Source organism: Xylophilus sp. Leaf220 (genome assembly GCF_001421705.1).
GTDB lineage: Bacteria > Pseudomonadota > Gammaproteobacteria > Burkholderiales > Burkholderiaceae_C > Xylophilus.
Window position 1 is genome coordinate 119,765 of record NZ_LMKO01000022.1, and the last position, 21,074, is coordinate 140,838.

A 21,074-nucleotide genomic window follows, 5' to 3' on the forward strand; every position below is an offset into this window, starting at 1 on the left:
TGAATGTCATGGCAACGGAATCAGCAGTTTGAAATCCGTCCGGCCGGGAACGCTGTCGCACTCGATCAGGCCGTGGTGCTGCTGAACGAAGGTTTGCGCCAACGTCAGCCCCAGCCCCGAACCGCCCTCCCGCCCCGATACGAGCGGGTAGAAGATGCGGTCCTTGATCGAGTCCGGCACGCCGGGCCCGTTGTCGATGACATGCAATTCCAGTGCCAGTCGGTAGCGCTGTTTGCCGAAGGTGATCTGCCGCGCGATCCGGGTGCGCAGCACGATCTGGCCGTCGCCCTCGGCGATGCGTTCGGACAGGGCCTGCGCCGCGTTGTGGGTGATGTTGAGCACCGCCTGGATCAGCTGCTCGCGGTCGCCGCGGAACTCGGGGATCGAGGTGTCGTAGTCGCGCACCACCCGCAGGCCGCGCGGGAACTCGGCCACGATCAGCGAGCGCACCCGCTCGCAGACCTCGTGGATGTTGACGTCGCCCACCACGTGCGGCCGGCGGTGCGGCGCCAGCAGCCGGTCGACCAGCGTCTGCAGCCGGTCGGCCTCGTGGATGATGACCTGGGTGTACTCGATCAGGTCGCGCGATTCGACCTCCATCTGCAGCAGCTGTGCCGCGCCGCGGATGCCGCCCAGCGGGTTCTTGATCTCGTGGGCCAGGTTGCGGATCAGCTCCTTGTTGGCCTGGGCCTGGTCGATCAGCCGCTCTTCCCGGTCCTGCTTGACCTGCTGCTCCAGCGGCAGCAGTTCGACCACGATCTCGCTGCGCCGGTCGGTCTGCGCCACGATCACATGGACCGGGAAGGAATCCTGGTTGGCGCGCTTGACCCATGCCTCGTAGCGCAGCGCCGCGAAGACGTTGCCGTGCGCGCCGTCGAGCGCGTTGCGCAGCACGTCGGGCTCGGTGAAGAAATCGATGAAGGAGGTGCCCTCGATCGTCCGGCGCGAGGTGCCGATCGCATCCTCGAGCGCCGAGTTGGCGAACAGCACCGCGCCGTCGGGCCGCACCACCGCCACCAGCGTGGCCAGCAGGTCGAAGGCGCGGTAGCGTGCGGCGCGCGAGGTCAGCTTGGGAACGCCGGGTATGCGCAGGCTCATCGGGAAGCCGGCAGGCGGGCGATCTCGCGCTTGATGCCGGCGATGTCGCCGTCGTTGCGGGCGATGCTGGCCTTCAACTCGGCCACGCGGTCGCGGTACTTCTGGCTGTCGGGCGTCTCGTTGGGCAGGCGTTCCGGCGTTCCGTTGGCGTACTCGCGCAGCAGGTCGGCCTGGCGGGCCTCGGCGCGGCGCAGTTCGCCCTCGAGGATGGCGCGGGCGTCGGAGTCGCGGGCGCGCTGCTCGCCGGTGTCGATGCGGGGCGCCGACGGCGGGGCGGTGACGACGTTGCCACCGCCACCACCGCCGCTGCCGGCCTGCGGCGCGGTGGACGGCCGGGTGCCCTGGATCACCGTCACGTTGCCGCCCTCGACCAGCTTGCAGTCGCGCTGCTTGGCGCTCGCGGAGCTGTTGGTGTATTCGTTGCCGCAGCGGTAGATGCGGTCCTGGGCCATGGCGGGCGTCGCGGCCGCCAGCAACGTGGCCGCGGCAGCCACGGAAAGAATGAATGCGGTTGTCATGCGGTGTCGGGTGAGGGGCACGGAGCCGGCCGGGAAGGGCCTCAGTATCCTGCAAATCCCTCGCCGGGCCACCAAAACCCGTGGATTCGGCGGGCAGAGCCGATATGCGGGCGCCCAGGAAAAAGGGCGGCCGAAGCCGCCCCTGGGAACCCTGCGGTGCGCAGGATTACAGCGAGTAGTACATGTCGAACTCGATCGGGTGGGTGGCCATGCGCAGACGCGTGACTTCGCCCATCTTCAGCTCGATGTAGGCGTCGAGCATCGAGTCGGTGAACACGCCGCCCTTGGTCAGGAACGCGCGGTCCTTGTCGAGGTACTCCAGCGCCTGGTCGAGGCTGTGGCAGACGGTCGGCACCAGCGCGTCTTCTTCCGGCGGCAGATGGTAGAGGTCCTTGGTGGCGGCTTCGCCCGGATCGATCTTGTTCTCGACGCCGTCGAGGCCGGCCATCATTAGGGCCGAGAAGCACAGGTACGGGTTGGCCAGCGGATCGGGGAAGCGCGCTTCGATGCGGCGGCCCTTCGGGTTGGCGACGTACGGGATGCGGATCGAGGCCGAGCGGTTCTTGGCCGAGTAGGCCAGTTTCACCGGGGCTTCGAAGCCGGGCACCAGGCGCTTGTAGCTGTTGGTGCCGGGGTTGGTGATCGCGTTCAGGGCACGGGCGTGCTTGATGATGCCGCCGATGTAGTGCAGCGCGAATTCCGACAGGCCCGCATAGCCGTCGCCGGCGAACAGGTTCTTGCCGTCCTTCCAGATCGACTGGTGCACGTGCATGCCGGAGCCGTTGTCGCCGACGATCGGCTTGGGCATGAAGGTGGCCGTCTTTCCGTAGGCGTGCGACACGTTCCAGACCACGTACTTCAGCAGCTGGGTCCAGTCGGCGCGCTGCACCAGCGTGCTGAACTTGGTGCCGATCTCGTTCTGGCCGGCGCCCGCCACTTCGTGGTGGAACACTTCTACCGGGATGCCCAGCGATTCGAGGATCAGGGACATCTCGGCGCGCATGTCCTGCGTGCTGTCGACCGGAGGCACCGGGAAGTAGCCGCCCTTGGTGGTCGGACGGTGGCCCTTGTTGCCGCCTTCGATCTTGGCGCCGCTGTTCCACGGGGCTTCGTATTCGTCGATCTTGAAGAACGTGCCCGATGCGTCGGTGTTCCAGCGGATGCCGTCGAAGATGAAGAATTCGGGCTCGGGTCCGAAGAAGGCGGTGTCGCCCAGGCCGGAAGCCTTGAGGTACGCCTCTGCGCGCTTGGCGATCGAGCGCGGGTCGCGGTCGTAGGCCTTGCCGTCGCCCGGCTCCAGCACGTCGCAGGAGATGAACAGGGTGGGTTCTTCGAAGAACGGATCGATGTTGGCGGTTGCCGGATCCGGCATCAGCAGCATGTCGGAGGCTTCGATGCCCTTCCAGCCGGCGATCGAGGAGCCGTCGAATGCGTGGCCCGAGGTGAACTTGTCTTCGTCGAAGTGGGAAACGGGCACGGTCACGTGCTGTTCCTTGCCACGGGTGTCGGTGAAGCGGAAGTCGACAAACTTGACTTCGTTTTCTTTCACCAGCTTCATCACGTCTGCGACGGTCTTTGCCATCAGGGCTCTCCAGTTATTTGCGCGTTGAGAAATAAGTGCGACAGGTGGGGGGAATGCAGTTTCTGTGCCAAACGTGGTGCATCGGCGCCCGCTGCATCGCCGGCTATTCTGCCTTCGCGCCGGCCCGGTTCCCGCGTCTGGGGCGTAGTTTTGTCTGGCAACTGCCTAACGGCGTCCGCACTGCACCAACTTGGCGCACATCATCGAGCGCACCACTTTAGAACCATCAGCGCACCAACTCGGGGCCGAGCGGCAGATCCATCGACCGCAGCTCCGCCAACAGCAGCGGAAACACCTTGTCGACCAGAGCCACCTGCCCCTTCACGCCCAGCTCGATGTGCCGCCCGTGCTCGGGGTGGTCAACGCTCGGCAGGCTGAAGATGCGGATGCCGGCATGGTCGTGCTCCAGGCGCTCCATCAGCGGGGTGAGCGTCGCCTCGATCGAGCCGTAGACGACCACCGAGTGCTCCCGCTGCAGGTTCTGGTGCGCGAGGTGGGCGTAGTGGTGGTCTAGCACCCACTCGATCATCGGCCAGGCCATCACCGGGAAACCCGGCACGAAGTGCACCGTGCCGCCGGCCGGGCCGTGGCAGCTGAAGCCGGGAATCTTGTTGTACGGGTTGGGGATGATCCGGGCGCGCTGCGGAAACACGCCCATGTTGAGCCGGTGCACGTTGTCGGCACGGTCGGGCTCGTAGGGCACGCCCTGCTCGCGGGCGGTGTCCTGCATCCGCTCGCGGATGAGGGCCTCGGCCTCGGGGTGCAGCTGCAGCGGCTCGCCCAGGGCGCGCGCGGCGCACTGGCGGGTGTGGTCGTCGGGGGTGGCGCCGATGCCGCCGCAGCTGAAGACCACGTCGCGGCTCGCGAACGCCCGCTCGAGGGTCGCGGTCAGCCGGTCGGGAACGTCGCCCACGTAGTCGGCCCAGGCCAGGTGCAGGCCCCGGGCGGCCAGCAGCTCGATCGTCTTGGGCATGTGCTTGTCGGCACGCTTGCCCGAGAGGATCTCGTCGCCGACGATGATCAGGCCGAAGGACGGGGCCCCCTCCAGCGCCGGCAGGGCCGACGCGTCAGGAGAGGGGGCGGTGAGGTGGGGAGTGGTCGGCTGGCTCATCCGGCAATGCTAGCGGCTGGCGGCCGTCCGTGCCGGCGCCCGGCGCAGGCTCCGCCCCGGCCCGCAGCGCCTCCAGCGCCGACAGTCCGAAATGCAGGAACCAGAGCGACGAGAAGGCGAAGACCAGCGTGTAGATCCACACCGCGACGAGCAGCAGCACCGGGAAGAAGGCCGCGAAGAACAGCGCGCCGGCGGCCCATACCAGGCCCGGCGCCGCCCCCAGGTAGCCGCAGACGATGCCCATGGCCAGCATGCGGCCGCCGTGGCGCCGGAACAGGGTCTTGCGCTCTGCCGTGCTGGCGTGGGTGGCGAGGGCGTCGAAGGCCATCACCCGGTAGGTGAGCCAGCCCCAGATCAGCGGCGGGATCAGCAGCACCAGGGGCGGCACCAGCCACAGCGGCACCGACAGCACCAGCGCCACCAGCGCGACGGCGGTGGCGCCCACCGACCACAGAACGCTCTGCGCCAGCGACGCACCGTGTCGCCGCTCCAGTGCCGGGAAGCGCCGCTGCGCGACCAGCCCGGTCAGCGCCGGCGTCATCACCAGCGCGACGACCAGCATCGAGACGACCACGATGACCGGCACCGCCACCAGCACGACCAGCACCGGTGCCAGCGCCGATTGCATGCCGCCCATCTGCAGGCCCTCCAGCCAGGTCCAGAAACCCTGCAGCCAGCCGGCACCGCCCAGCCAGTCGAGGGTCCAGGCCACGGCCGGGGACCAGTACAGGTAGCCCAGGCCGCCGGCGGCCGCGACGATCAGCGCCAGCGGCAGAAGGGACATGGCGATCACCCGCGGGTAGAAGCAGTACGCCAGGGCGCGCCAGAAGGAATCGAAGATCAGGGCCATCGCGCCAGCATAGCGAAGCAGGCCTGCGGGGCTGTGTCGGCGTGTGGCGCGACTACCTGCACCCCCCGTTCAGTGCCCCGCGGGGGGACCTGTCAGGCGCGGCCCACCAGCCGCTTCAGCCCCTGCCACTGCTGCGACCAGAACCCGTGGCCGTAGTCGCGCACCCTGCCCTCGGCATCGGGCTCGACCTGGTCCCGGATGCCGGTGGGGTCGTAGCGCACCACGAAGTCCGAGGTGCGGAACAGCATGTCCCACCACGGCAGCAGCACGCCGAAGTTGCAGCCGCCCAGGCGCGGGCCGACGCTGGGCACGGTCTCTCCGGCATGGCCGCCCTCCCCGGCGGCGCGCTCCGCGCCGGTCGGCCATTCGTGGCCGATGCCGATGCTGTGGTGCCGCCGGTGGAAGCGCGGGCTGACCCACAGCCGCTCGCCCAGGCGGCCGAACCAGACGCGCAGGTTGGCGTGCTGCAGGTTCTCGCTCAGTTGCATGATCGCCACCACCGCGATGAACTGGCCCGGCGCGATGCCGATCAGCTGGGCCACCACCACCACGATGCAGTCGTGCAGCAGCGAATCGAGCAGGTGGTTGCGGTTGTCGCTCCACATCGTCATCTGGCGCTGCGAATGGTGCAGTGCGTGCAGGTTCCACCACCAGCCCAGCTGGTGCTGGCCGCGGTGGATCCAGTACTCCAGGAAGTCGAAGACCACCAGGTAGATCACGAGGCTGACCAGGGGCAGGTCGGTGACGCCCGGCCAGACCTCGTCGACGTGGAAGGTGCTCCAGCCCTGCACCCGCAGCAGTCCGAACAACTCGTCGAACAGCGGATCGGCCATGAAGAACAGGGCCACCCGGAACACCCCCAGCCGGTGGATCAGGGTGTAGAAGATGTCGACCCGGATCGCCGCCCGGTCGCGTACCGGCTCGGCCGGCCGCCAGCGCTGCAGCGGGCCGATCACCGCCACCATCACCAGCAGCTGCAGCAGGCCGACCAGCAGCCAGCCGGTGGCGTCGTAGGCGTCCTCCAGCAGGTTGCCCATGTGCAGGGAGAAGAGCAGCGGCTGCACCACGGCTTCGAAGAGCCATTGCTGGGCCAGGGAGAAAAGATCGGTGATCGCGTCCATGGTTCGGTGGTTCTACGCGGTGGCGCGCGGCGCCGGGTACAGGCTGCGGCCGCTCAGCGGTGCTGGGCGATCCACTGGCGGTAGTCGGGATGGTCGCGCAGGGTGGCGAAGCAGTGGCCCTTCTGCTGCAGCCCGGCGATCAGCGGCTCGAGCACGCCCGGCGCCCAGGCATCCTTGCGCGACCAGATGCCCAGGTGGGCCAGCAGAATGTCGCCGGGCCGGATGTCCCGCAGCGCCTTGGCCAGCAGTGCCTGGTTGGGGTAGCGGTCGCTCGGCAGCTCGTCGCCCAGGAAACCGGCCGGCGCCCAGCCCACGTGGGCGTAGCCGCAGGCGCGCGCCGCTGCCAGCAGGGCAGGCGAGGTCTTGCCGCCCGGAGCGCGGAACAGCGGCAGCGGCGCCTGGCCGGTGATCTGCTGCAGACGGGTCTCGGAGCGCTTGATCTCGGCGCAGTACGCCGCGGCGTCCATCGTCAGGTCGCGGCCTTCCTGCGGGCCGGCCGAGGGCCGGATGCGGAAGCGGGTGCCGGATGCGCCCGCCGCGGGCGGCAGGTCGGCCCGCCAGTAGGCATGGTCGTAGGTGTGGGAGGCGAAGGCGTGGCCTTCGGCAGCACGCGCCTTCCACCAGGGCGCCCAGTGGTCGCCCAGGCTGCCGTCGCCTTCCTGGGTGCGCTCGTTGGCGGCGAAGAAGGTCACCTTCACCTGGTGGCGCCGCAGCACGTCGGCGATGAGGGGGGCCACCGCCATGTGGCCGGTGTCGAAGGTCAGGTAGACCGGCTTTTCGCAGGAGGCTGCCGCCGCAGCGCTCTGCGCACCGAAAGTGGCGCTGGCCGGCGCGGCGCACAGGCCTATAGCTACCAATTTGATAGCGTGACGACGGACAAGCTCAGCGGCGTGCATGGTCCAGCGTCCACACGCCGTGCGGCGAGCGGCCTACCGCCACCTGCTTGACCACCTGGCGCGACTGGGTGTCGATGATGGTGAGCTTCTTGGCCCAGCGCGAGGTAACCAGCAGGTAGCGGCCGTCGGCCGAGACGTCCATGCAGTCGGGGCCGCCCGGTGCCGGATAGCTCGCCACCGTCTTGAGCGTGAGGTAGTCGATCTTGCTGATCGTGTTGGCCACCCGGTTGCTGACGAACACATGGCGGCCGTCGCCGGCGGAGCGGAACGCGTGGGCGCCCTTGCCGGTATCGATGCGGCCGGTGCGGCGCGGCTCCGGCCCGCTCACGTCGAAGATCTCGACGCCGTCGCTGCCGGTCAGGCCCAGCAGCAGGGTGCGGTCGTCGGGCGTGACGAAGACGTCGGCTGGCATCGGGCCGGTGCGGGTCCGCCACTTGATCGCCTGCGTCGCCATGTCGATCGCCACCAGTTCGTCGCTGTCCTGCATCGACGAGTAGACGGTGGTGCTCTTGCTGTCGATCCACAGGTGGCTCGGCGTCTTGGCGGTGGAGACGCGCTTGGCCAGCACCGGCTCGCGGCCGTCCCAGCGGTAGATGTCGACATGGTTCAGCCGGTTGGCGGCGGTCACGAACCACTTCATGTCGGGCGAGAACTGCAGCTGGTACGGGTCGACGATGCCGCGGACCGTGCGCTGGACCTCGGCCGTGCGCGGATCGAGGAAGGTCAGCGAATCGCTCAGCGCGTTGGCGACGATCAACGACTTCTCGTCGGGCGTCAGGTAGAGGTGGTGCGGTTCCTTGCCGGTGGGAATGCGCTGCGTCTCGGTCCAGGTGACCGGGTCGATCACACTGACATTGGCATCGAGCGAATTCAGCACGAAGACCGGATGCCGAAGCACCACGTCGCCAGGGGCGGCCGAGCCCGGTGCAGCGGCGGGCGCCGGTGCACGGTTGGCGGCGGCCGGGGCGGGCCGGGGCTGCTGGGCCTGCACGAGGGAAGGCAGGAGACCTGCAGAAAGCGCCGCCGCAACCGCTGCGCGCGCCAGAATACGAACACAAAACATCAGTCCAACCACCTTCCGCTTAACCGGCAAGTGTAGCGGGGCGGCATTCGGCGAATGCCCCTGAAAAGGTAACGGACTCGCAACCTGCGGGCCGACCGGTGCGGGGTCTCCTGCCCGGCCCGGAACGTCTCAGCGCGGGACCAGCAGCGCCATCTCGTCGGGCCCCAGCCAGCGCCAGGCGCCCGGCGCCAGGTCGGCCGGCAGCGCCAGCCCGCCGATGCGGGAGCGGTGCAGGCTTTCGACCCGGTTGCTCACCGCGGCCACCATCCGCTTGACCTGGTGGTACTTGCCCTCGGTCAGGGTCAGGCGCAGGTGGCGGGAGACGCCCGGCTCGCCCACGATCTCGCAGGCCGCGGCCTTGACCGGCTTGGGGTCGTCGTCCAGCACCACGCCGGCGAGCAGCCGGTCGACCTGGCTCTGGTGCAGGGGGTGGCAGGCCGTCACTTCGTAGACCTTCGGCAGGTGCTTCTTCGGCGAGCTCATGCGGTGGATGAACTGCCCGTCGTCCGACAGCAGCAGCAGGCCGGTCGTGTCCTGGTCGAGCCGGCCGACCGCCTGCAACCCCTGCACCGCGCTCTTGGTGGGGCGCAGCCGCAGCGGCGACGGCAGCAGGGTGTAGATGCTCGGGTAGGTCGAGGGCTTCTGCGAGCACTCGGTGCCGGCGGGCTTGTGCAGCATCACATAAGCCTTCTCGTGCACCTGCCACTCGGTGCCCTGCACCCGCAGCCGCAGGCCCTGCATCTCGAAGTGCGCGGTCGAGTCGGTGCATGGCGCGAAGTCTGCGGTGCCCGCGGGCGCGACCTGTACCAGGCCCTGCTGGACCAGGCCCGCGCAGACGCGGCGGGTGCCGAAGCCCTGGCTGAAAAGAATGTCTTGGAGCTGCATGGAAAGGAAGAAAGGCAAGGACGGCGACGGCCCGCCGCACGGAGCGACGGCGCCCGCCGCTATTTCTGGTGGCTGAGGGCGTTGCTGACCAGGCGCGAGGTGATGTCCACGATCTGGATCATCCGGTCGTACGGCATGCGCGTCGGTCCGATCACGCCCAGCGTGCCGACGACCTGGCCGTCGACCTCGTAGGGCGCGCTGACCACCGACAGTTCCTCGATCGGCACCACCTGGCTTTCGCCGCCGATGTAGATCCGCACGCCCGCCGCCTGGCTGGACACTTCCAGCAGGCGCATGAGTTGCGTCTTCTGCTCGAACAGCTCGAAGGCCCGGCGCAGCTGGCCCATGTCGCTGGAAAAATCGGTGACCGCCAGCAGGTTGCGCTCGCCGGCGATCACCACCTCGTCCTGCGACTGCGCCAGCGCGTCGGAGCTGGCGCTGACCGCCGCCTGCATCAGCGAGGCGATCTCGCCCTGCAACTGCTGCACCTCGGTCTTCAGGCGCTCGCGCACCTGCTCGATCGCCAGGCCGGCGTAGTTGGCATTGAGGAAGTTGGAGGCCTCGACCAGCTGGGTCTGGGTGACGTCGGTCTCGGTGAAGATCACCCGGTTCTGCACATCGCCGTCGGGCGAGACGATGATGACCAGGATGCGCCGCTCCGAGAGGCGCAGGAATTCGATGTGCCGGAACACCGAGGTGCGGCGCGGCGCCATCACCACGCCCACGAACTGCGACAGGTTCGACAGGATGTGCGCCGCGTTGGCGATCACCTTCTGCGGCTGGTCGGGCATCAGCGCGGGGGTGTCGAGCGGGCTGCGCTCGGCGGTGAGCATCGTGTCGACGAAGAGGCGGTAGCCGCGTGCGGTTGGGATGCGCCCGGCCGAGGTGTGGGGGCTGACTATCAGGCCCAGCGCTTCCAGGTCGGACATCACGTTGCGCACCGTGGCGGGCGAGAGTTCGATGCCGGTGGCCCGCGACAGGGTGCGGGAACCCACCGGCAGGCCGTCTGCGATGTAGCGCTCTACCAGCGCTCGGAGCAACAACTTGGCGCGGTCATCGAGCATCGGCGCATTCTAAGGGCCCGCGTCGCACCGGAAAGGCCCCGCGACCCTGTGCCCGACGCTGGAGAAACATACAGGCCGCGCGAGGTTCCTGTGATGTAATTTGCGAATGAATTCGCGCTTCCGCCGTGTGGCCTTGATCGGCAAATACCATGTGCCCCTGACCGGCGCCGCGGTCGACACCGCGCGCGAGGCGATGGCCGGCGTGGCCGCCTTCCTCGACCGGCAGGGCTGCGAGATCGTGCTGGAGCAGGACACCGCCACCGGCACCGGCCTGCCCTACCCCGCCTACCCGGCAGACTGCATCGGCGCGCACTGCGACCTGGGCCTGGTGGTGGGCGGCGACGGCACCATGCTGGGCATCGCCCGGCAGCTCGCCCGCTACGGCATCCCGGTGATCGGCATCAACCAGGGCCGCCTGGGCTTCATCACCGACATCCGCCTCGACGACTACGCCGCGTCCCTGCCTGCGATGCTCGCCGGGGATTTCGAGGAAGACTGCCGCGGCCTGATCCATGCCCAGGTGATGCGCGACGGCCACTGCGTCTTCGATGCGCTGGCGATGAACGACGTGGTCGTCAACCGGGGCGCCACCTCCGGCATGGTAGAGCTGCGGGTAGAGATCGACGGGCATTTCGTCGCCAGCCACCGGGCCGACGGCCTGATCATCGCCTCGCCCACCGGCTCGACCGCCTACGCGCTCTCGGCGGGCGGCCCGGTGCTGCACCCGTCGATCGCCGGCTGGGTGCTGGTGCCGATCGCGCCGCACACGCTGTCGAACCGGCCGCTGGTGCTGGCCGACAGCGCCGAGATCGTGATCGAACTGGTGGCCGGCCGCGACGCCAGCGCCAACTTCGACATGCAGTCGCTCGCCTCGCTGCTGCACGGCGACCGTGTGGTGGTGCGCCGCTCGGAGGACCAGGTGCGCTTCCTGCACCCAGTCGGTTGGAACTACTTCGACACCCTGCGAAACAAGCTGCACTGGAACGAGGGGAACGGTTAGGCATGGCCCTGAAACGGATTTCGCTGCGCGATTTCGTGATCGTGCGGGCACTGGAGCTGGACCTGTCGGGCGGCTTCAGCGCCCTCACCGGTGAAACCGGCGCCGGCAAATCGATCCTGGTCGATGCGCTGCAGCTGGCCCTCGGCAGCCGGGCCGACGCGTCGGTGGTGCGCGAAGGCGCCGCGCGGGCCGAGATCAGCACCGAGTTCGACACGCCCGCCGCGCTCGGGGCCTGGCTGGACGCCGCCGGCTTCGAGCCGCACGACCCGCTGCTGCTGCGCCGTACGATCGACGCGCAGGGCAAGAGCCGCGCCTGGATCAACGGCAGCCCGGCCACCGCCGGCCAGCTGCGCGAGGTGGGCGAACAGCTGCTCGACATCCACGGCCAGCACGCCTGGCAGAGCCTGACCCGGCCCGATGCGGTGCGCGGCCTGCTCGACGCCTACGCCGGCGCCGACACCCGGCCGCTCGCCGGCCTCTGGCAGACCTGGCGCAGCGCGGTCCAGGCACTGGAAAACGCCCGGACCGCGCAGGAGTCGCTGCACCGCGAACGCGAGCGCCTGTCGTGGCAGATCGGCGAGGTGCAGAAACTCGCGCCCGCGGCCGACGAATGGGACGAACTCAACGGGCAGCACACCCGCCTGTCGCATGCCCAGGCCCTGATCGACGGCGCGCAGGGCGCGCTGACCGCATTGGAAGAGGACGAGCACGGCGCCACAGAATCGCTCTCCCGCTCGCTTGCGCTGCTGCAGGACCAGCAGCACCTGGAGCCCGAGTTCGCGGAGCTGTGCGGCGTGCTGTCGTCCGCCCTGGCGCAAGCCGAAGACGCCGCCCATTCGCTGCACGCCTACCTGCGCAAGACCGATCCCGATCCGCAGCAGCTGGCCTCGCTCGACGAGCGCATGGGTCTCTGGATGTCGCTGGCGCGCCGCTATCGCCGCCCGCCGGAGGAACTGCCGGCACTGCTGGCCGGATGGCGCGAAGAGCTGGCCCGCCTCGACGCTGCCGCGGATCTTGCCGCGCTGGAGAAGGCCGAGCGCACCGCCGCGGCCGCCTTCCAGGCCGAGGCGGCCACGCTCTCGAAGGCTCGGGCCCGCGCCGCACCCCGGCTGTCCCGCGAGATCACGCAGGCGATGCAGGGCCTGGGCATGAACGGCGGCCGCTTCGAGGTGGCGCTGCAGAAATCGGCACAGGCCTCGGCCCACGGCATGGAGGACGTCCATTTCATGGTGGCGGGCCATGCCGGCAGCACGCCGCGGCCGGTCGCCAAGGTGGCGTCGGGCGGCGAGCTGTCGCGGCTGGCGCTGGCCATCGCCGTGACCACCAGCGCGCTGGGCAGTGCCGACACCCTGATCTTCGACGAGGTGGATGCCGGCGTCGGCGGCACCGTCGCCGAGACGGTCGGCCGGCTGATGCAGCAACTGGGCCGCGACCGCCAGGTGCTGGCCGTCACCCACCTGCCGCAGGTCGCGTCCTGCGCCGACCATCACCTGGTGGTCGCCAAGCAGCGCGACGCCGACGGCATCACCAGCAGCTCGGTCGCCGCGGTCGAAGGCGAGGCCCGGGTGGCCGAGGTGTCGCGCATGCTGGGCGGGGAGCGCCAGTCGGCCACCAGCATGGCCCATGCGCGCGAGATGCTCGAACGCCGCAACATGCCGCCCGCCACGCCGACCGTGCAGGCGCGGGAGCCCGCGTGAGCGAGCAGGCGCCGACCGACCGGCCGGACGCACCCGGCGGTTCCGCAGGCGCGCCGGGCGCCGGCGCTCCGGCAGCGATGGACATCGTGCTGATCACCGGCATGTCGGGCTCGGGCAAATCGGTAGCGCTGCACGCGCTGGAGGATGCGGGCTACTACTGCGTCGACAACCTGCCGCCCGACCTGCTGCTGTCCTTCGTCGCGCTCGAGCAGCGGCACGGCGCGACCCGCGTCGGCATCGCGATGGACGTGCGCAGCGCCGCCTCGCTGCCGCTGGTGCCGCAGCAGTTGGCGGTGCTGCGGGCCCAGGGCATCCGGCTGCAGATGCTGTTCCTCGATGCGCAGACCGACACGCTGGTGCGCCGCTATTCTGAGACCCGCCGGCGCCATCCGCTGTCGAGCGACAACATGCCCGACCGGCAACGCGCCCTCACCCAGGCGATCGAACTCGAGCGCGAGCTGCTGGCCGATCTGCGCGAGGAAGCCCACGTGCTCGATTCGAGCCTGATGCGGGCCTCGCAGCTGCAGGGCTATGTGAAATCGCTGGTCGCGGCGGCGGCCACCCCGCTGCTGCTGGTGTTCCAGTCGTTCGCGTTCAAGCGCGGCATCCCGGTCGATGCCGACTTCGTCTTCGACGTGCGGATGCTGCCCAACCCGCACTACGAGCCGGCCCTGCGGCCGCTCACCGGCCGGGACGCGCCGGTCGCCGATTTCCTGCAGAAGGAGCCGGCGGTCGAGCGCATGTTCGACGACATCGGCCAGTTCCTGGCCCGCTGGCTCGACACGCTGGCCCAGGACCACCGCAGCTATGTCACGGTGGGCATCGGCTGCACCGGCGGGCAGCACCGGTCCGTCTATCTGGTGGAACGCCTGGCCGCATCCTTCGCCGGCCGCTGGGTGACGCTCAAGCGGCACCGGGAATTGGACGCGCAGAACTGACCGGCGGCGCCGCCCGCAGCAGCGGTCATGGCGCGCGGTTCAGCCGATGCCGTCGAGCAGCTTGCGCACCGGTGCCGGAAGGCCGAGCGCGGTCCACTCTTCCCGCGTGGCCCAGCGGCCTGCGGACTGCGGTTCGCAGCCTGGGGGCAACAATGCTTCCACCGGATGGAGGTGCAGGTCCTTGTGCGTCAGAACGTGCAGGAACACCGGCAGCTCGTGGGGCTCCCCGACGACGCCCGCCTCTCGCAGCGCCGTGTCCGCGCCTTCCCGATGCGGGAACACCGGCAGGCAATGCAGGCCGGCCCAGATGCCGATGTCGGGCCGGCGCTCCAGCCACACCCGGCCGGCGCCGTCGCGCGCCAGGAGCAGCCACCAGGATTCGCTGCTGCGCTTCAAGGTACGGGTGCGCACCGGGTAGGCCTCTTCGCGCCCCTCAACATGCGCCACGCAATCCTCCTGCAGCGGGCACAGCAGGCACAGGGGCTTGCGCGGCATGCAGAGCGTGGCGCCCAGGTCCATCAGGCCCTGGGTGTAGCGGGGCATCTCGATGTCGAGCGTGGCCTGCGACCCGTGCGGAAGCAGTTCGGTCACCCGGTCCCACAACAGCCGCTCGTTGGCCGGGCGCGCCAGATCGGCCGCGAAGCCCAGCACCCGGGTCAGTACCCGCTTGACGTTCGCATCCAGGATCGCCACCCGCTCGCCGAAGCAGAACGACGCGATCGCCGCCGCGGTGGAGCGGCCGATGCCCGGCAGGGTTTCCAGCAGCGCAGCACTGCGCGGGAATTCGCCGCCGAAGCGCTCGACCACCTGCTGCGCGCACTTGTGCAGGTTGCGGGCGCGGCTGTAGTAGCCCAGGCCGCTCCACAGGCCCAGCACCTCGTCGGCCGGCGCCGCCGCCAGGGCCTGTACGTCCGGCAGGTGCGCCAGGAAGCGGGGAAAGTAATCCATCACCGTCGCGACCTGGGTCTGCTGCAGCATGATCTCCGACAGCCATACCAGGTAGGGATCGCGGGTGTTCTGCCAGGGCAGGGCGTGGCGGCCGTGCGTGGCCTGCCACTCCGTCACCCGGACGGCGATGCTCGACGCCGCGGCGCTCATGCCGCCGAAGTCGCAGGTGCGTTGCGGGCCGCGGGCGTCTCGAAATGCTGCGCCCAGGCCGCGACCGATGCTTCGAGCGTGGCCAGGTCTTCCACCTGCTGCTCCAGCTCGGCCATGCGCTCGCCCAGGCCCGACGCGGCCTGCTGGATACGGTCGATCGCCTCGATGCGCCGGACGAAGCCCTGCCGGCGCTCCTTGAGCTGCGAATCGACCGGCGCGGCGGCGGCGCGGCTCCAGCCTTCTAGCTCGGTCGCGGCGTCGTCCAGCACCACCTGCACACGGCTGGCCAGGGCCCGCACCAGACGGCCGGCGAAGTCCGGCTGCGCGAGGCGCAACGCGTTGCCGACGCCGACATAGTGCAGATGCGTCTCGCCGATCGCCGCCAGTTCGCGCTCGTGCGGGCCGAGCGCCGGCGGCGGCGGCACCTGCAACGAGAAGCCGTGCTCCGCATTGAGCTGGCGAAAGCTCGCCTCCAGCATCGCATGCATCTCCAACGCCATGCGCTGGGCCTGCGACACCCGCTCCGCGACCTGCGCGAACGCCTGCTGGTAGCCGCGCCGGGCATTGAGCTTCATCACCCCCGACCCGAGGCCCGCCAGCAGCGCGACGAATTCGGGCGCCGGCGTCTTGCCGCGCAGCAGCGCGACCGCCTCCTGCCGCATCCGGCGGTGCACCATGCGCAGGGCCTGCACCCGCTTGTCGCTGGCGTCGAACTCCTGCTGCTCCTGCTCCACCCGGGTGCGCATGCCGGCGATCACGTTGGCGTTCTTGCCGCGCAGGCTGCGCAGCTCCAGCATCTGGTCGTCGATCTCGCGGCGGCGCATGGTCAGCGTCCGGGCCGCGTCCGAGCGCATGCGGACCACCGCTGCCGCCACCGCGCCGCGCAGGATGGCGTGGCGGCGATCGACGATGCCGTGGATCAGCACGTCCTCCAGGATCGGCAGTCCGCTGGCCTGCAGCATCGCGGCGTCGTTGTTGATCCGCGCCAGCAGCCCCTTCTGCGCCGATACCGGTATCACCCGGCCCACCGGCACGCCCAGCAGCGCGGCCGAGGTGGTGCGCTGCCGGTCGGTCTGCGCCTGTATCTGCTGCGGCGTCAGCATGCCGTCCCACAGCACGTCGATCTTGTTGAGCACCACGACCCGCGAGCGCACCTCGGACTGCCCGGCCGCCGGCGCCAGGTGCTCGCGCCACAGGCCCAGGTCGGAGCGGGTCACGCCCGCGTCGGCGGCCAGCAGGAACACGGTGGCGTGCGCCTCCGACAGCAGGTTGACGGTGAGTTCCGGCTCGGCCCCGACCGCGTTCAGGCCCGGGGTATCGAGCACCACCAGCCCCTGGCGCAGCAGCGGATGGTCGATGTTGACCAGCGCATGGCGCCACATCGGCACCTCGACCATGCCGTCGCTGCCGGTCATCGGGTTGTCGTCGGGCGTGTCGTCGTTCCAGAAGCCGAGGTCCCGCGCCATGCCGGGCGATACCCGCCGCACCTGCGACACCGTCTCCAGCGTCTGCGCCATCTGGGCCGGATCGGCCAGGTCGAGCGGGAACCGTCTCCAGGCGTCGGGCGTCGCGCGCCAGTCGGCCAGTGCCCGCGAATCGAGCCGCGTCTCGATCGGCAGCAGCCGCACCGAGCAGGGCTCGCCCGCGTCGTAGGCCAGCTCGGTGGGGCACATGGTGGTGCGGCCCGCGCTGGCCGGCACGATGCGGCGGCCGTGCTGCGCGAAGAAGATCGCGTTGATCAGCTCCGACTTGCCGCGGGAGAATTCGGCGACGAAGGCGACCACCACCCGGTCGCTGCCCAGCCCGTCGGCGATGTGCTCCAGCCGCCCCGACAAGGCGCTGTCGGCCAGTTCGTGCGCGACGAGCCAGGTCGACATCTCGCGCAGCTTGCGGGCCGTTTCCGACCGCCACGCGCCGTGCCGGTCGAACTGTTCTGAAGAGGAGGGGTTCAAGGCACGTCGTGGGGGGTTCTTCGGGTCAATATAGCATCGCCGCCCGCCTCAGGGCTTTTGGCAGACCGGGCAGAAAAACGTCGAGCGCTGCCCCTGGCGGATGCTGCGGATCGGGGTGCCGCATACGCGGCACGGCAGGCCTTCGCGGGCGTACACCATCGCCTCCACCTGGAAATGCCCCGCCTGGCCGTCGGCGTTCGAGAAATCGCGCAGCGTGCTGCCGCCCGTCTCCACCGCCCGGGCCAGCACCTGCCGGACCGCCGTCCACAGCCGCAGGGACCGGGGCCGGGTGATGCGCGCAGCGGGCATCGTCGGCCGGATGCCCGCCTGGAACAGCACCTCGGACGCGTAGATGTTGCCCACCCCCACCACCAACTCGCCCGCCAGCAGCACCTGCTTGATCGGAGATTGCCGGCGCTTGAGCCCGAGGTAGAAGTGCGCGGGATCGAACCCCTCGCCCAGCGGCTCCATGCCCAGGCGCCCGAGCAGCTTGTGCGCCACCGGATCGCCCTCGCCCTGCGCGAACACCACCGCGCCGAAGCGCCGCGGATCGTGCAGCCGCAGCGTGCCGCGGGTGGTTTCCAACTCGAAATGGTCGTGCACTCCGCGCGGCGGCAGCGTGTCCGCGAAGGACAGGCTGCCCGACATGCCCAGGTGCAGCAGCAGCAGGCCCGCATCAAGCTCGATCAGCAAATACTTGCCGCGGCGGCGCACCCGCACCACCTCGCGGCCCTGCAGTGCCGCCGGGTCCAGCCCCAGCGCCCAGCGCAGCGGCTTGCCGATCCGCGCCTCCACGATCCGGCCGCCCGCGATACGGTCGGCAAAACTCAGGCGCGTGACTTCGACTTCGGGCAACTCGGGCATGGAAATTCTTGGAAATCGGGGGGAAGGCGTAAGACAGCGCAGCGGCCGGGTGCAGGCGTTCGCCGGGAAATGCCGCTCGGCGGTAAAGACTGGTAAACCGCCGGGCAGAGGCGCAGCGCGGGCGGAAAGGCTTGAATTATTATGGGTCGATGAATCCCCTAAGCCTCGTAACGGCCTTGGCCGCTGCGCTAGCGGCCTTCGCCGCAGCCCCGGTCCTGCATGCACAACCGCAGCCCATCGTCCCGCCCACCCAGGCGGAAAAGGTGGAGCCCTCGCCCGACAGCGATGCGGCGGATGTCTCGATGCTCAATGCAGAGCTGTTCTACGAGGTGCTGCTGGGCGAGATCAACTCGGCCGACGGCGACCGCAGCGCCGGCTTCGCGCTGCTGCTGGATGCCGCCCGCAAGGCCAACGACCCCGATTTGTACCGCCGCGCGGCCGACGTGGCCCTGCGTGCCCGCTCGGGCGACGCTGCGCTGCTCGCCACCCGCGCCTGGCAGGAGGCGTTTCCCACCTCGCGCGAGGCCAACCGCTACGTGCTGCAGATCCTGGTGGCGCTCAACCGCGTCGGGGAAACCGCTGTTCCTCTGGCCCGTGAACTGGCCCTGACCGAGCCCCGCACCCGCGCCCTGGCCTACACCGCCATTCCGCCGCTCTACGCCCGCGTCGGCGACAAGCGCGCAGCGTTGACGGTCGTCGAACGCGTGCTGGCCGACGACCTGGAAAAACCGGCGCGGCCGGAAGACGGTGCCTCCGCCTGGATCACCGTCGGCCGCATGCGGCTGGCGATCGGCGACACCGCCGGCACGCTGGACGCCGCCAGCCGCGCCCAGGCGCTCGACCCGGCCGGCGAAGGCCCGGCAATCCTGGCGCTGGAGCTGATGGACCCGAAGCAGCCGCTGGCCGAACCTATCGTCAAGCGCTACCTCGCCAGCGGCAAGGTGCAGCCCGAGATCCGGCTGGGCTACGCCCGCGCGCTGGCCGATGCGCAGCGCAACGCCGAAGCCACCCGCGAACTGCAGACCCTCACCGTCGAGAACGCCGACTTCCCCGAAGGCTGGCTGCTGCGCGGCGCGCAGGAAGCCCAGGACGGCCAGTACGGCCCTGCGGAGCAGTCGATCAAGACCTTCCTCGACCTGGTCGCCGCCCGCACCGCCCCCGCCCGGCCGGACGAGGGCCAGGCCCGCTCGCTGGCCCAGGCCTACCTGGTGATGGCCCAGATTGCCGAGAAGCGGGGCGACCTGAAAGCCGCGGCTGCCTGGCTCGACAAGATCGACAGCCCGCAGGCCCTGCTGGGCGTGCAGTCGCGCAAGGCTTCGCTGCTGGCGCGGCAGGGCCGCTTCGAGGAAGGCCGCGCCCTGATCCGCGGGGTGCCCGAACGCTCGGTGGCCGACAAGCGCGGCAAGCTCATGGCCGAGGTGCAGTTGCTGCGCGACTTCAAGCGCGAGGACGAGGCCTACAAGCTGCTGCAGGAAGCCAGCGCCGCGGCACCCGACGATGCCGACCTGCTCTACGACCTGGCCATGACCGCCGAGAAGCTCGGCCGACTCGACGACATGGAGCGGATGCTGCGCCAGTTGATCAAGCAGCAGCCGGACTACCACCACGCCTACAACGCCCTCGGCTACTCGTTCGCCGAACGCAACGTGCGCCTGCCCGAAGCCCGCGACCTGATCAAGAAGGCGCTGGAATTCGTGCCTAACGACCCGTTCATCACCGACAGCCTCGGCTGGGTCGAGTTCCGGATGGGCAACAAGGAAGAAGCCGCACGGCTGCTGCAGGGCGCCTACAAGACCAAGCCCGACGCCGAGATCGCCGCCCACCTGGGCGAGGTGCTGTGGAGCATGGGCCAGCGCGAGCAGGCCAACGCGATCTGGAACGAAGGCCTGCTGATCAACGCCGACAACCCCACGCTGACGCAGACGCTCAAGCGCCTGCGCGCCAAGCCGTGACGCAGCGGATCGGCAGACGCCTCTGCCTGGGCGCCACCGCTGCATTTGCTATATTTTCGATAGCAGGATGCCAGGGATTGGCGCCGGCCCGGGCATCGAAAGTGCCCGAAGATCGTCTGTGGAGCGGCCGGATGGCGCTGCAGGTCGACGGGCAGGACACGCAGTCGTTCGCCGCCTCGTTCGAGCTGCAGGGCAATGCCGACGCGGGCCAGCTCTCGCTCTTCACGCCGCTGGGCGGAACGGTCGCGGTGCTGGAATGGGCGCCCGGGCGCGCCACGCTGCGCTCCGGCCAGGACGTGCGCAATTTCGGCTCGTTCGACACGCTGGTGGCGCACGTCACCGGCACGCCGATCCCAGTGGCGGCGCTGTTCGACTGGCTGGCCGGCACGCCGAGCCCGGTGCCCGGCTGGACGCCCGACCTGCGCCAGCGGGAAGATGGCCGGATCACCGCGCGGCGCGACACCCCGCTGCCGGCCGCCACGCTGCGCATCGTCTTCGAGCGCTGAGCCAGCCGACGCATGCGCGCCCTCTACGACGTGCCGGCTCCGGCCAAGCTCAACCTGTTCCTGCATATCCTCGGACAGCGCGTCGACGGGTACCACCTGCTGCAGTCGGTCTTCATGCTGATCGACTGGTGCGACGTGCTGCATTTCGAACTGCGCACCGACGGGCGATTGAGCCGCGAGGACCTCACCACGCCGCTGCCACCCGACGACCTGGTGCTGCGCGCCGCGCGGCTCCTGCAACAGGAAGGCGGAGTCGCCGCCGGCGCCCACATCGGCATCGCCAAGCAGGTGCCCGCCCAGGCCGGCATGGGCGGTGGATCGTCCGACGCGGCCAGTTGCCTGCTCGCCCTCAACCGGCTGTGGGGGCTCGACCTGCCGCTGGAACGGCTGGAGGCGCTGGGCCTGCGGCTCGGCGCGGACGTGCCTTTCTTCCTGCGCGGGCACAACGCCTGGGTCGAGGGCGTCGGCGAGCGCATCCTGCCGCTGGAGGGCGACGCGGTGCTGCCCGCCGCGCGGTTCGCCGTGGTCAAACCGTCTGCGGGACTCGACACGAAATCGATTTTTTTGTCGGACCGGCTCAAACGCGATTCTCCTAGTGCTAGAATCGCAGGCTTCGCTGCAGAGCACTTCGGTTTCGGCCGAAACGACCTCCAGCCAGTTGCCGAGACGCAATGCTCCGACGTCCGGCAAGCCATCGACTGGCTTGCCACACGCGGACTCAGCGCCCGGATGACCGGCTCCGGAAGTGCCGTGTTCGCACCGATGCCGCACGAAGCGGATTTGACCGGCGCACCCAGCGGCTGGCAGATTCGGCAGTGCAATAATCTGGGTATCCATCCTTTGGCGGGGTGGGCATCCAACCAGAATAAAGGGTAGGCA

19 protein-coding genes are annotated in these 21,074 nt (G+C 69.7%); 6 read left to right on the forward strand and 13 right to left on the reverse strand.

Features of this window, described 5'->3' with window-relative positions; translation table 11 throughout:
* Window positions 1-6 precede the first annotated feature (6 nt).
* The 10 genes from glnL to hrcA form a co-directional block, all read right to left on the reverse strand.
* A complete protein-coding gene (gene glnL, locus ASE76_RS12555; RefSeq protein ID WP_055839978.1) occupies window positions 7-1,098 on the reverse strand; it encodes a nitrogen regulation protein NR(II) in 1,092 nt (363 codons plus the stop codon).
* Entirely contained in the window at window positions 1,095-1,616 is a 522-nt protein-coding gene (locus tag ASE76_RS12560; RefSeq protein WP_082448451.1) for a hypothetical protein, read from the reverse strand. Before ASE76_RS12560 ends, glnL begins: the two co-directional genes overlap by 4 nt.
* A 166-nt stretch (window positions 1,617-1,782) precedes the next feature.
* On the reverse strand, window positions 1,783-3,198 hold the full coding sequence (glnA, locus tag ASE76_RS12565) for a type I glutamate--ammonia ligase (RefSeq protein WP_055839981.1): 1,416 nt from the start codon (window positions 3,196-3,198) through the stop codon (window positions 1,783-1,785).
* Between the two features lie 226 nt (window positions 3,199-3,424).
* Complete coding sequence (locus ASE76_RS12570; RefSeq protein WP_055840470.1) at window positions 3,425-4,246, reverse strand: molybdopterin-binding protein; 822 nt, start codon at window positions 4,244-4,246, stop codon at window positions 3,425-3,427.
* Between the two features lie 19 nt (window positions 4,247-4,265).
* Complete coding sequence (locus ASE76_RS12575; protein ID WP_055839983.1) at window positions 4,266-5,159, reverse strand: EI24 domain-containing protein; 894 nt, start codon at window positions 5,157-5,159, stop codon at window positions 4,266-4,268.
* A gap of 92 nt (window positions 5,160-5,251) precedes the next feature.
* Complete coding sequence (locus tag ASE76_RS12580) at window positions 5,252-6,280, reverse strand: sterol desaturase family protein (protein WP_055839985.1); 1,029 nt, start codon at window positions 6,278-6,280, stop codon at window positions 5,252-5,254.
* A 53-nt stretch (window positions 6,281-6,333) separates the two neighbouring features.
* A complete protein-coding gene (locus ASE76_RS12585) occupies window positions 6,334-7,176 on the reverse strand; it encodes a polysaccharide deacetylase family protein (RefSeq protein ID WP_082448455.1) in 843 nt (280 codons plus the stop codon).
* A complete protein-coding gene (locus ASE76_RS12590; RefSeq protein WP_369793410.1) occupies window positions 7,163-8,167 on the reverse strand; it encodes a YncE family protein in 1,005 nt (334 codons plus the stop codon). Before ASE76_RS12590 ends, ASE76_RS12585 begins: the two co-directional genes overlap by 14 nt.
* A 201-nt stretch (window positions 8,168-8,368) precedes the next feature.
* Window positions 8,369-9,124: a 16S rRNA pseudouridine(516) synthase gene (locus ASE76_RS12595; RefSeq protein ID WP_055839988.1), complete on the reverse strand. Its 756-nt coding sequence runs from the start codon at window positions 9,122-9,124 to the stop codon at window positions 8,369-8,371.
* Between the two features lie 59 nt (window positions 9,125-9,183).
* Window positions 9,184-10,188 carry a heat-inducible transcriptional repressor HrcA gene (hrcA, locus tag ASE76_RS12600; protein WP_055839991.1) on the reverse strand — a complete coding sequence of 335 codons (1,005 nt, stop codon included), beginning with the start codon at window positions 10,186-10,188 and terminating at the stop codon, window positions 9,184-9,186.
* 106 nt (window positions 10,189-10,294) lie between these two features.
* Here hrcA and ASE76_RS12605 point away from each other — a divergent pair, with 106 nt between their 5' ends.
* The 3 genes from ASE76_RS12605 (at window position 10,295) to rapZ (ending at window position 13,823) form a co-directional block, all read left to right on the forward strand.
* On the forward strand, window positions 10,295-11,188 hold the full coding sequence (locus ASE76_RS12605; RefSeq protein ID WP_055839993.1) for an NAD kinase: 894 nt from the start codon (window positions 10,295-10,297) through the stop codon (window positions 11,186-11,188).
* A 2-nt stretch (window positions 11,189-11,190) separates the two neighbouring features.
* Window positions 11,191-12,885: a DNA repair protein RecN gene (gene recN / locus ASE76_RS12610; protein ID WP_055839996.1), complete on the forward strand. Its 1,695-nt coding sequence runs from the start codon at window positions 11,191-11,193 to the stop codon at window positions 12,883-12,885.
* 77 nt (window positions 12,886-12,962) lie between these two features.
* Window positions 12,963-13,823 (forward strand): RNase adapter RapZ, encoded by an 861-nt coding sequence (rapZ, locus tag ASE76_RS12615; RefSeq protein WP_055840000.1) that lies wholly within the window; start codon window positions 12,963-12,965, stop codon window positions 13,821-13,823.
* A gap of 39 nt (window positions 13,824-13,862) precedes the next feature.
* Here rapZ and mutY read toward each other — a convergent pair whose 3' ends face one another.
* Genes mutY through mutM form a run of 3 tightly spaced genes read right to left on the reverse strand, consistent with a single transcriptional unit; the run spans window position 13,863 to window position 17,737 of the window.
* Window positions 13,863-14,921, reverse strand: a complete 1,059-nt coding sequence (gene mutY / locus ASE76_RS12620; RefSeq protein ID WP_055840003.1) for an A/G-specific adenine glycosylase — start codon at window positions 14,919-14,921, stop codon at window positions 13,863-13,865.
* Entirely contained in the window at window positions 14,918-16,873 is a 1,956-nt protein-coding gene (locus tag ASE76_RS12625; RefSeq protein WP_055840006.1) for a dynamin family protein, read from the reverse strand. Before ASE76_RS12625 ends, mutY begins: the two co-directional genes overlap by 4 nt.
* 48 nt (window positions 16,874-16,921) lie before the next feature.
* On the reverse strand, window positions 16,922-17,737 hold the full coding sequence (gene mutM, locus ASE76_RS12630; protein ID WP_055840009.1) for a bifunctional DNA-formamidopyrimidine glycosylase/DNA-(apurinic or apyrimidinic site) lyase: 816 nt from the start codon (window positions 17,735-17,737) through the stop codon (window positions 16,922-16,924).
* A gap of 176 nt (window positions 17,738-17,913) precedes the next feature.
* Here mutM and ASE76_RS12635 point away from each other — a divergent pair, with 176 nt between their 5' ends.
* The 3 genes from ASE76_RS12635 to ispE all read left to right on the forward strand — a co-directional run bounded on the left by ASE76_RS12635 (window position 17,914) and on the right by ispE (window position 21,071).
* Window positions 17,914-19,689 (forward strand): tetratricopeptide repeat protein, encoded by a 1,776-nt coding sequence (locus ASE76_RS12635; protein ID WP_236698430.1) that lies wholly within the window; start codon window positions 17,914-17,916, stop codon window positions 19,687-19,689.
* Window positions 19,690-19,790: 101 nt separating this feature from the next.
* On the forward strand, window positions 19,791-20,195 hold the full coding sequence (locus ASE76_RS12640) for a lipoprotein insertase outer membrane protein LolB (protein ID WP_236698431.1): 405 nt from the start codon (window positions 19,791-19,793) through the stop codon (window positions 20,193-20,195).
* Between the two features lie 12 nt (window positions 20,196-20,207).
* Window positions 20,208-21,071 carry a 4-(cytidine 5'-diphospho)-2-C-methyl-D-erythritol kinase gene (ispE, locus tag ASE76_RS12645; RefSeq protein ID WP_055840018.1) on the forward strand — a complete coding sequence of 288 codons (864 nt, stop codon included), beginning with the start codon at window positions 20,208-20,210 and terminating at the stop codon, window positions 21,069-21,071.
* The last annotated feature ends 3 nt before the right edge of the window (window positions 21,072-21,074 follow it).

Coding starts and splice junctions, on each gene's coding strand:
- glnL (WP_055839978.1), bottom strand. CDS start 1,098: ATGAGCCTGCGCATACCCGGCGTTCCCAAGCTGACCTCGCGCGCCGCA.
- ASE76_RS12560 (WP_082448451.1), bottom strand. CDS start 1,616: ATGACAACCGCATTCATTCTTTCCGTGGCTGCCGCGGCCACGTTGCTG.
- glnA (WP_055839981.1), bottom strand. CDS start 3,198: ATGGCAAAGACCGTCGCAGACGTGATGAAGCTGGTGAAAGAAAACGAA.
- ASE76_RS12575 (WP_055839983.1), bottom strand. CDS start 5,159: ATGGCCCTGATCTTCGATTCCTTCTGGCGCGCCCTGGCGTACTGCTTC.
- ASE76_RS12580 (WP_055839985.1), bottom strand. CDS start 6,280: ATGGACGCGATCACCGATCTTTTCTCCCTGGCCCAGCAATGGCTCTTC.
- ASE76_RS12585 (WP_082448455.1), bottom strand. CDS start 7,176: ATGCACGCCGCTGAGCTTGTCCGTCGTCACGCTATCAAATTGGTAGCT.
- ASE76_RS12595 (WP_055839988.1), bottom strand. CDS start 9,124: ATGCAGCTCCAAGACATTCTTTTCAGCCAGGGCTTCGGCACCCGCCGC.
- hrcA (WP_055839991.1), bottom strand. CDS start 10,188: ATGCTCGATGACCGCGCCAAGTTGTTGCTCCGAGCGCTGGTAGAGCGC.
- ASE76_RS12605 (WP_055839993.1), top strand. CDS start 10,295: ATGAATTCGCGCTTCCGCCGTGTGGCCTTGATCGGCAAATACCATGTG.
- recN (WP_055839996.1), top strand. CDS start 11,191: ATGGCCCTGAAACGGATTTCGCTGCGCGATTTCGTGATCGTGCGGGCA.
- rapZ (WP_055840000.1), top strand. CDS start 12,963: ATGGACATCGTGCTGATCACCGGCATGTCGGGCTCGGGCAAATCGGTA.
- mutY (WP_055840003.1), bottom strand. CDS start 14,921: ATGAGCGCCGCGGCGTCGAGCATCGCCGTCCGGGTGACGGAGTGGCAG.
- mutM (WP_055840009.1), bottom strand. CDS start 17,737: ATGCCCGAGTTGCCCGAAGTCGAAGTCACGCGCCTGAGTTTTGCCGAC.
- ispE (WP_055840018.1), top strand. CDS start 20,208: ATGCGCGCCCTCTACGACGTGCCGGCTCCGGCCAAGCTCAACCTGTTC.